Source organism: Streptomyces sp. NPDC004539, from assembly GCF_040610055.1.
Classification (GTDB): domain Bacteria; phylum Actinomycetota; class Actinomycetes; order Streptomycetales; family Streptomycetaceae; genus Streptomyces.
The window spans coordinates 49,981-60,271 of the sequence record NZ_JBEXLS010000025.1; the positions used below are offsets into that span (position 1 = coordinate 49,981).

At 75.9% G+C, this 10,291-nt stretch carries 1 protein-coding gene; it reads right to left on the bottom strand.

The genetic code is table 11. From position 1 onward, the window contains the following. Positions 1 to 16: 16 nt before the first annotated feature. Positions 17 to 10,276 (bottom strand): SDR family NAD(P)-dependent oxidoreductase, encoded by a 10,260-nt coding sequence (locus ABZX85_RS38115; RefSeq protein ID WP_355879573.1) that lies wholly within the window; start codon positions 10,274 to 10,276, stop codon positions 17 to 19. Between the last annotated feature and the right edge of the window lie 15 nt (positions 10,277 to 10,291).

Genomic DNA, 10,291 nt, shown 5'->3' on the forward strand with positions numbered 1-10,291 from the left:
CCCCGCTCTGGCTCGGTCAGGATCGGAATTCGGAGTCGATGAAACGGAAGAGGTCCTCGGCGGTCGCCGGGGCCTCGCCGGTCCGCGCCGACGCCTCGGCCGGGTCGGTTCCGCCGCCGGGCTCCGACGCGGGCTCGGGCTCGGTCTCGGGGAGCAGTCGGTCGAGCAGGTGGTCGGCGAGCGCGGCCGGTGTCGGGTGGTCGAAGACCAGGGTGGCGGGCAGCCGCAGTCCGGTCGCCCGGCCGAGCCGGTTGCGCAGTTCGACGGCGGTGAGCGAGTCGAAGCCGAGTTCCTTGAAGCTGCGCCCGCCGCTGTCCGCTCTGTCTGCTGTGTCCGCCGCGTCCGTGCCGGGCGCTCGGCCGAGGACGGTGGCGATGTGCCGGAAGACGGTGTCCGCCACGAGGTGGCGCCGCCGTTCCGGTTCCGTGGCGGCGAGCAGCGCGGGCAGTCCGTCCCCGGTGGGGGTCTCGGTGCCGGGCGCGTGCTCCGCCGTCCGCCGCCGGACGAGCGAGCGCAGGACGGGCGCGAGGTCGGCGTCCCTCGTGAGCCGGGCGGTGTCGAGGCGTACGGCGGCGAGGGCGGGTTCGCCCGCCTCCAGGGCCGCGTCCAGCAGGGCGAGGCCGCGCGCCGGGGACATCGGGAGCAGACCGCCTCGGGTCATCCTGAGCCGGTCGGCGGCGGACAGTCCGCCGGTCATGGCGCTGTCCGACCGCCACAGGCCCCAGGCGACGGAGGTGGCCGGCAGACCCGCTCTCCCCCTCGCCGCGGCGAGGGTGTCGAGGTGGACGTTGGCGGCGGCGTACGCGCCCTGTCCCGCGCTGCCGACGAGTCCGGCGGCGGAGGAGAACAGGACGAACGCGGCGAGGTCGGCGTCCCTCGTGAGCCGGTCGAGGTGCCGTGCTCCGTCGGCCTTGGGCCGCAGCACCGCGTCGAGGCGGGCCGGGTCGAGGGTGCGCAGTGTCGCGTCGTCGAGGACGCCGGCGGCGTGCACCACCGCCGTCAGCGGGTGCTCGGCGGGGATGCCGGCGAGCAGCCGGGCGACGGCCGTCTCGTCCGCGATGTCGGCGGCGACCGAGGTGATCTCGGCGCCGAGCGCGGTGAGTTCCTCGTGCAGCCGCAGGTCGTCCGGGGTGTGCGCGCCCCGGCGGCCGACCAGCAGCAGGTGCCGGGCGCGGTGCCGGGTCGCGAGGTGCCGGGCGACGAGTCGGCCGACGCCGCCGTACGCGCCGGTGATCAGGGTGGTGCCGGCCGGGTCGAGCGGCCGGGGGACGGTCAGCGCGACCTTGCCGGTGTGCCGGGCGAGGCTGAGGTGGCGCAGGGCCTGCGGGGCCCGGGCCACGTCCCAGGCGGTGACGGGGAGCGGAGTCAGCACGCCGGTCCGGAAGAGGTGGACGAGGTCGCAGAGCATCTCCTGGATGCGGTCGGGGCCGGCCTCCATGAGGTCGAACGACCGGTAGCCCACCCCGTGTTCGGCCCGGACGGCGAAGGCGCCGCGCAGATCGGTCTTCCCCATCTCGACGAACCGGCCGTCGGGGACGAGGAGTCGCAGCGAGGCGTCGACGAACTCCCCCGCGAGGGAGTTCAGGACGATGTCGACGCCCCGCCCGCCGGTCGCGGCGCGGACCGCCGGTACGAAGGAGAGGTCGCGGGAGTTCCCGATCCGCTCGGCGGGGAGGCCGGCCGCCTCGACGGCCGGGTGTTTGCCGGGGCTCGCGGTGCCGAAGACGTGCAGCCCCCAGTGGCGGGCGAGCTGGATCGCCGCGCCGCCGACCCCGCCGGCGGCCGAGTGCACGAGCAGCCACTGTCCCGGCCGGGCGTCGGCGAGGTCGCCGAGGGCGTAGTAGGCGGTGAGGAACACGGCGGGGACGGTGGCGGCCTGCGCGAAGCCGAGCCCTTCGGGGAGGTGCGTGAGGAGCCGGTGGTCGGTGACCGCGACCGGTCCGATGCCCCCGGAGACCAGCCCCATCACCCGGTCGCCGGGGGCCAGGCCGGTCACCGCCCTGCCGGTGGCCAGGACCACCCCGGCGGCCTCGGTGCCGAGTTCGGCCTCGCCCGGGTACATACCGAGCGCGAGCATGGCGTCCCGGAAGTTCAGCCCGGCGGCACGCACGGCGATCCGCACCTCGGTGTCCCCGAGCGGCTCCTCGGGCACGGGACGGCGGACCAGGTCGTCGACGACTCCGCTGCCGCCGGTCGCCAGCCGCCAGTTCCCGTCGGGGACGACGTCGGGCGCGGGCCGGTGGGGGTGGAGCCGGGGGACGAGGAACTCGCCGCCCCTCAGGGCGAGTTGGCTCTCACCGGTGGCCAGGGCGCGCGCCGGGGCGTCCGCTTGCGGTGCGGGGTGCGTGTCGACGAGGACGACCCGGCCCGGTTCCTCCGACTGGACGCTGCGGACCAGACCCCACACCGCGCCCCCGACCGGCCCGGCGACCCCCTCGCCGGGCACGGCTTCGACGGCCCGGCGGGTGTGGACGACGAACCGGACCGGGTCCAGCCGGGGTTCGGCGAGACCCGCGCGCAGCACGTCCGCGACGGTGGCCAAGGTGGTGCGCAGGGTCTCCGGGCTGTCGTCGGTGAGGTCGGGCAGGGGCAGGACAACGGCGTCGGGCGGGGCATCGCCCGAGTCGAGTGCGGCGAGCACGGCGTCGAGGCCGGGACGGGCCGTGGAGCCCAGCTCCCACACCTGCGGAAGGGCGTCCGAGGACTCGGCGCACGCCTCCCACCCGAGCACGTACAGCGGGTCCGTCAGGAGCGGTTCGGCGACGCGGAACACCACGGCGTCGAGGTCCGCCACGGGTGTGCCGTCCTGGTCGGTCAGGGCGACCGTCACCGTGTCCTCGCCGGTGCGGCGCAGGCGGACGCGGACCCGGTCCGGTGCGGCGGAGTGGCGTTGCAGGCCGCGCCAGGCGAAGGGCAGGCGGACCGCGCCGTCGTCCGGGAAGAGGCCGGCGACGCCGGAGGCGTGCAGGGCCGCGTCGAGCAGCGTCGGGGCGATCCGGAACGCGCCGTCGAGGGCGGGGGTGAGGGCCAGTTCGGCGTGGACCTCGTCGCCGGTCCGCCAGGCGGCCCGTAGGGCGCGGAAGGCGGGGCCGTACTGGTAGCCCTTGAGCGCCAGGTCGTCGTACAGCCGGTCGACGTCGACGGGTTCGGCGTCGTGCGGCGGCCAGGGGGTGGGGGGTGCCGGTGGGTGCTCGGTGGTGGGGGTGAGTGTGCCGGTGGCGTGGGCGGTCCAGGGGGCGCCGAGGGGGTCGTCGTCCGGTTGCGTGTCGGTGGGGGCCGGGCGGGCGTGCACGGTCAGGGGGCGGGCGCCGTCCTGTTCCGGTGGTCCGACGGCGATCTGGACCTCGACGGCGCCGCCGGGCTCGTCCGGGTCGAGTACGAGGGGCTGTTGGAGGATCAGTTCCTCCAGGCGTCCGGTGCCCGCCAGCTCTCCGGCGTGCAGGGCGAGTTCGGCGAGCACCGCGCCGGGCACGAGGACCGTGCCGTCCACCGTGTGGTCGGCGAGCCAGGGCTGGTCGTCCGTCGAGAGGCGGCCGAGGAGCAGGAGTCCGTCGGTGCCGGCGGTGCGCACGGCCCCGGTGAGCAGTGGGTGACCGGCTCGTGCGCGGGCGTGGGCGTGAGTGGGGGACGCCGGGTCGAGCCAGTGCCGTCGGCGGTCGAAGGCGTACGTGGGCAGGGGTGGCAGGCCCGGGGTCCTTGGCCCGGTGTGGGCGGTCCAGTCGACCGGGACGCCCTCGGCCCAGGCTTCGGCGACGGAGCGCAGGACGCGGGTGAGGCCGCCCTCGTCGCGGCGCAGGGTGCCGAGCACGGTGGTGGCCGCGCCGCCGGGTGCGGCGTCGAGGATGTCCTGGACGCCGACGCCGAGGACCGGGTGGGGGCTGATCTCGACGAACACCTCGTGGCCGGCCTCCAGGGCGGCTTCCACGGCGGTCCGCAGCCGCACGGTCTCGCGCAGGTTGCGGTACCAGTAGGCGGGGCGGCCGAACTCCGGGTCGCCGGGCGGCACGGGTGTGCCGGTGACGGTCGAATACACCTGGGCGGTGTGGGTGTCGCGGGGATCGGGGTCGGGGAGCACGGCGAGGAGTTCGGCTTCGAGGGACTCCACCTGCGCGGAGTGGGAGGCGTAGTCGACGTCGATGAGCCGGACGCGTACGCCTCGTTCGTCGAAGACCCGCCGGACCCGCTCGACGTCCGCGGGCGGGCCCGCGACGACGGTGGACCGGGGTCCGTTGACGGCGGCTACGGCGGCCCGCGCGCCGATCGTGTCGAGGACGTCCCGCACCGCCTGCTCGCCGGCGGCGACCGACAGCATCGCCCCGGTGCCGGCGAGGGCGCGCAGGGCCCGGCTGCGCAGGGCGGCGACGGCGGCGGAGTCGGCGGTGGACAGGGCGCCCGCCGCAAGCGCCGCCGCGATCTCGCCCTGCGAGTGTCCGACGACCCCGGCGGGGCGCACGCCGAACGACTCCCACACGGCGGTCAGTCCGGTCATGACCGCCCACAGCACCGGCTGTACGACGTCCACCCGGCCGAGGTCGGTCTCGCCGCGCAGCGCGTCCAGGAGCGACCAGCCGGTGAGCGGGTCGAGGACGGCGGCGGCCTCCGTGACGCGCTCGGCGAACGCGGGCGAGCTGTCGAGGAGTTCGCGGGCCATGCCCGGCCACTGGGCGCCCTGGCCCGGGTAGAGGAACACGGGTGCGCGGACGGCGGGCGCGTGACCGGTCACGACGTGCGGGGACGGCGCGTCGTCGGCCAGGGCGGCGAGTCCGGCCAGCGCCTCGGCGCGGTCCTCAGCGACGACGGCCGCGCGGTACGCGAATCCGGCGCGCGTGGCGGCGAGTTCGGCGGTGACCGCGCGGAGTTCCGCTTCGGGCCGGGCGGCCAGGTGGGTCCGCAGACGGCGGGCCTCACCCTTGAGGACGGTGGCCGACCGGGCGGACAACACGAAGACGTACGGGCCGTGCGGGCCGCCGGTCTCCGGGGTGTCGGCGCGCGCGGGCGGGGGCTCTTCGAGGACGACGTGCGCGTTGGTGCCGCTCATCCCGAACGCCGAGACACCGAAGCGGCGTGGCCGGTCGCCCTGCGGCCAGGGGGTGTTCTCCGTGAGCAGGGCGATGCCGCCCCGGTCCCAGTCGACGTGCCGGGTGGGCGCGTCCACGTGCAGGGTGCGCGGGAGGGTGCCCCGCTCCAGGGCCTGGACCATCTTGATGATGCCGCCCACGCCCGCGGCGGCCTGCGTGTGGCCGATGTTCGACTTGAGCGAGCCGAGCCACAGCGGGGGCCGCCCCGCCCGGTCGGTGCCGTACGTGTCGAGGAGCGCCTGTGCCTCGACGGGGTCGCCGAGGGTCGTGCCGGTGCCGTGGGCCTCGACGGCGTCGACGTCGGAGGGCACGAGCCCGGCGTTGCGCAGTGCCTCCTCGATGACCCGCTGCTGGGAGGGCCCGTTGGGGGCGGTGAGGCCGTTGCTGGCGCCGTCCTGGTTGGTGGCGGAGCCCTTGAGGACGGCGAGCACGGGGTGGCCGTGGCGGCGCGCGTCGGCGAGCCGCTCCACGAGGAGCAGTCCGACGCCCTCGCTGAAGCCGGTGCCGTCGGCGGAGTCCGCGAAGGCGCGGCACCGGCCGTCCGCGGACAGTCCGCGCTGCCGGCTGAACTCGACGAACGTGGCCGGCGTCGCCATCAGGGTCGCGCCGCCGACGAGCGCGAGGTCGCACTCCCCGGAGCGCAGTCCCTGCGCGGCGAGGTGCAGGGCGACCAGGGAGGAGGAGCAGGCGGTGTCGACGGTGACGGCCGGCCCCTCCAGGCCGTACGTGTAGGAGATCCGGCCGGAGGCGACGCTGCCCGCGCTGCCGGTGCCGAGGTAGCCACCGTGCTCGCGCGGGTCGGCCTGGACCCGGCCGCCGTACTCGGTGTAGATCAGGCCCACGTAGACGCCGGTCCGTGAGCCGCGCAGGGCGGCGGGGTCGATGCCGGCGCGCTGGAACGCCTCCCAGGAGGTCTCCAGGAGCAGCCGCTGCTGCGGGTCGGCGGCCCTGGCCTCTCGGGGGCTCATCTCGAAGAAGTCGGCGTCGAAGTCGGCTGCGTCGTACAGGAATCCGCCGCGCCGGGTGTACGAGGTGCCGGGGTGGTCGGGGTCGTCGTGGAAGAGCGTGCGGAGGTCCCAGCCGCGGTCCTCGGGGAAGTCCCCGACGGAGTCCTCGCCCTTCTCCAGGAGTTCCCAGAGCTGTTCGGGGCTGCTGACGCCGCCCGGGTAGCGGCAGCTCATGGAGACGATGACGACCGGGTCGTCGTCCTGGACGGGCGTGGCCGGCGTGCGGCGTCCTCCGGAGGGGGCGGGTGCGGGGGCGGCGGCGAGGTGGGCGGCGACGGCTCGGGGGGTCGGGTGGTCGAACACGAGGGTGGCGGGGAGCCGCCGGCCGACCGCTCTGCCGAGGTGGTCGCGGAGCCGGACGGCGGTCATGGAGTCGAGGCCGAGGTCCTTGAAGGGACGGTCGGGGCGGACGTCCCGGGGGGAGTCGTAGCCGAGGATGCCGGCGACCGTCCTGGAGACGAGGGTCAGCAGGTCGGCCGGGTCGAGGGTGGCGGGGGTTCGGGTGAGGGGCTGGGGCTGTGCCGGGGAGAGGACGGTCAGGCGGCGCGGCGGCGGGGTGGGGGTGACGGTCGCGGGCAGCGGGTCTTCCAGGGGGCGCAGATGTATCTCGCCGATGGTGAGGACCACGCGGCCGTCGGCGTCGACGGCGGTGGCCGACAGTGTGTACGGTCCGTGCCGGGTGACGGCGATCCGGGACACGGAGCCGCCGGGGGTGTGCAGGCGGAGGTCCGTCCAGGTGAAGGGGACGGCGACGGCGGGGGCCTGCTCAGCCGACTCAGCCGACTCGGCGGCCGGTCCGCTCAGGAAGAACGCCTGGAGTACGGCGTCGAGCCGGGCGGGGTGCACCGTGTAGCCGTCCCCTGAGGACTCGGGGGTCTCGGGGGTGTCCGGGGTGAGTGTGGCGACGGTCGTGGAGCCGTCCACGAAGGCTGCCTGGACGGATCGCAGCGCGGGCTCGTAGTGGACGCCGAGCGCGCCGAGGGCCGCGTATCCGGCGTCCACGTCGAGGAGTTCGCCGTCCGCCGGGAGGTCCGGGGCGGCTGTGGGCTCGGGTGTGTCCGCCGTCAGCAGGCCGGTGGCGTGCAGCAGCCAGGGCGCGTCCGGGTCCGTGTCGCCCGGCCGGGAGTGCACGGTGACGGTCGCGTCACCGTCGTCCTGCGCCTGGACCGCCACCTGGAGCCGTACGGCCGTCTCCCTCGGCACGTCGAGGGGTGCGAGGAGGGTCAGCTCGCGGACTCGGGGAAGCCCGACGCGGCGCCCCGCGGCGAGGGCCAGTTCGGCGAGCCCGCTGGACACCAGCACACTCCGGTCACCGAGCCGATGGCCACGCGCCCAGCTCCCCGCACCGCCGCCCGCCGGCACCGACCCGGTGAACAGCACCCCCTGCCCGTCGGCCCGTTCGACGACCGCGCCCAGCAGCGGATGTCCGCCGGGCTCCACCGGGGGCGCCTCCCCCGTGGTGCGGGTGTCGAGCCAGTACCGGCGCTCCTGGAAGGCGTACGTCGGCAGCCCGACAGTCCGCGCCCCGTCGGCGCCGGGCCACCGGACGTCGACCCCGGTCACATACAACTCCCCGGCGGAGGTGAGGAGTTGGTCGAGGCCGCCGTGATCGCGGCGGAGCGTCCCTGCGGCGTGGGCGGTGTCGTCCCCCTCCGGCAGGGCGTCCTCGGCGGTGTCCCTGAGCGCGGTGACGAGGACGGGGTGGGCGCTGACCTCCAGGAAGTGCCGGTGGCCGGCGTCGAGGAGGCCGCGGACGGTGTCGGCGAGCAGGACCGGTTCGCGGAGGTTGTCGTACCAGTAGGCGGCGTCCAGGCGTGCGGTGTCGGTCTCCGCGGCCGTCACCGTGGAGTGGAACGGCACGCCGGCGGCGCGTGGGCGCAGGTCCGCGAACTCGTCGAGCAGCGCCGCGCGCAGGGGGTCCACGGCGGGCGAGTGGGAGGCGTAGTCGACGGGGATCGGCCGGGCGCGCAGGCCGTCGGCCTGGGCGGCGGAGACGAACGCGGCGACGGCGTCCGCGGTGCCGGAGACGACCGTGGAGCGCGGGCCGTTGACGGCGGCGACACTCAGGCCGGTGCGGTCGCCGAGACGGTGGCGGACCTGGTCGGCGGGGAGTTCGACCGAGGCCATCGCCCCGGTTCCGGCGAGCGCCAGGAGGGCTTTGCTGCGCCGCGCGACCAGGGCGGCGGCCTCGTCGAGGTCGAGGGCGCCGGCGACGTACGCGGCGGCGATCTCGCCCTGCGAGTGGCCGACGACGGCGGCCGGTTCGACGCCGAGGGAGCGCCAGACGGCGGCGAGCGACACCATCACCGCGAACAGGAGGGGCTGGACGACGTCGACGCGGGCCGCCTCGGGGGCGTCGTCGCGGGACACGATGCCGAGGAGGTCCCAGTCGGTGTGGGGGGCGAGGGCCTGGGCGCAGCGGGTGAGTTCGGTGCGGAACGGCTCGGATTCGGTGAGGAGTTCGCGTGCCATGCCGGCCCACTGGGAGCCCTGGCCCGGGAAGACGAAGACCGGGCGGGCGGTGCCCGTGGCCTCGCCGCGTGCGGTGCGGCGGGACGGGATGTCGTCGGCGAGCGACGTGAGTTCCCGGACGAGGTCCTCGCGGGTGCGGCCGACGGCGACGGCGCGGTGCGGCAGGCGGGCCCGGCCGGTGCGCAGGGTGCGGGCCACGTCGTGCGGGGTGAGCGCGGGGTGGCCGGTCAGGTGGTCGCGCAGCCGGGTGAGCTGTTCGTCCAGGGCCTGTTCGGTGTGCCCGGACAGTTCCCAGACGGCGGGACCGGCGGGGTTCTCGGTGGCGGGCGTCTCGGCGGGCGGGGCCTCCAGGACGACGTGGGCGTTGGTGCCGCTGATCCCGAAGGAGGAGACGGCGGCCCGGCGCGGCCGGTCCCGTTCGGGCCAGGGGCGTTCCTCGGTGAGGAGTTCGACGCCGCTGTCCGCCCAGGCGACGTGCGGTGACGGGGCGTCGATGTGGAGGCTGGCGGGCAGTACGCCGTGCCGTATCGCCTCGGCCATCTTGATGACGCCGCCGATGCCCGCGGCGGCCTGGGTGTGCCCGATGTTGGACTTCAGCGAGCCGAGCCACAGCGGATCGCCGGCGGGCCGCCCGCTCCCGTACACGGCGATCAGCGCGGCGGCCTCGATCGGGTCGCCGAGTCCGGTCCCGGTGCCGTGCCCCTCGACGGCGTCCACGTCGCCGGGGCCGAGGCCGGCGTCGTCGAGGGCGGCCCGGACCACGCGCTGCTGGGCGGAGCCGTTCGGGGCGGAGAGCTGGGTGCTGGCGCCGTCGGAGTTGACGGCGCTGCCGCGCAGGACGGCGACGACCGGATGGCCGGCGGCGAGCGCGTCGGAGAGCCGCTCGACGAGGACGAGCCCGGTGCCCTCGGCCCAGCCGGTGCCGTCGGCGCCGGCGGCGTACGCCTTGCAGCGGCCGTCCGGGGAGAGTCCGCGCTGCCGGCTGAACTCGACGAAGGTGGCCGGGGTCGCCATCACCGTGGCGCCGCCGGCCAGCGCCATCCGGCAGTCGCCGCGCCGGACCGCCTGGGCGGCGTAGTGGAGGGCGACGAGGGAGGACGAGCAGGCGGTGTCGACGGTGACGGCCGGTCCTTCGAGGCCGAAGGTGTAGGCGATCCGGCCGGAGGCGATGCTGCCGGCGCTGCCGGTGCCGATGAACCCCTCGAAGCCTTCGGGGGCGCGGGTGTGGCGGGAGCCGTAGTCCCCGTACATGACACCGGCGAAGACGCCGACGGACTGTCCGGACAGGGAGCGCGGGTCGAGGCCGGCGCGTTCGAACGTCTCCCAGGCGGTCTGGAGCAGGAGCCGCTGCTGGGGGTCGACGGTGAGGGCCTCGCGGGGGCTGATGCCGAACAGTTCGGCGTCGAAGTCGGCGGCGTCGTGGAGGAAGCCGCCCCGGTCGGCGTAGGTGGTGCCCTCCTTGGCGGGGTCGGGGTCGATCAGCCGGTCGAGCGGCCAGCCCCGGTCGCGTGGGAACGGTCCGATCGCGTCGGTGCGGGACGCGACCAGCCGCCACAGGTCCTCGGGCGAGCGGACGCCTCCGGGGTACCGGCAGGCCATGGCGACGATCGCCAGGGGTTCGGTGGCGGCCTGCTCGACCTCTTCGAGGCGGGCGCGGGTGCGGAGCAGGTCGGTGGTGGTGCGCCTGAGGTAGTCGCGGAGCTTGTCTTCGTTCGCCATCGATGAACCGCTCTC

Excerpts from the sequence above, each read along its gene's own strand:
- ABZX85_RS38115 (WP_355879573.1), bottom strand. The coding sequence starts at position 10,276 with ATGGCGAACGAAGACAAGCTCCGCGACTACCTCAGGCGCACCACCACC.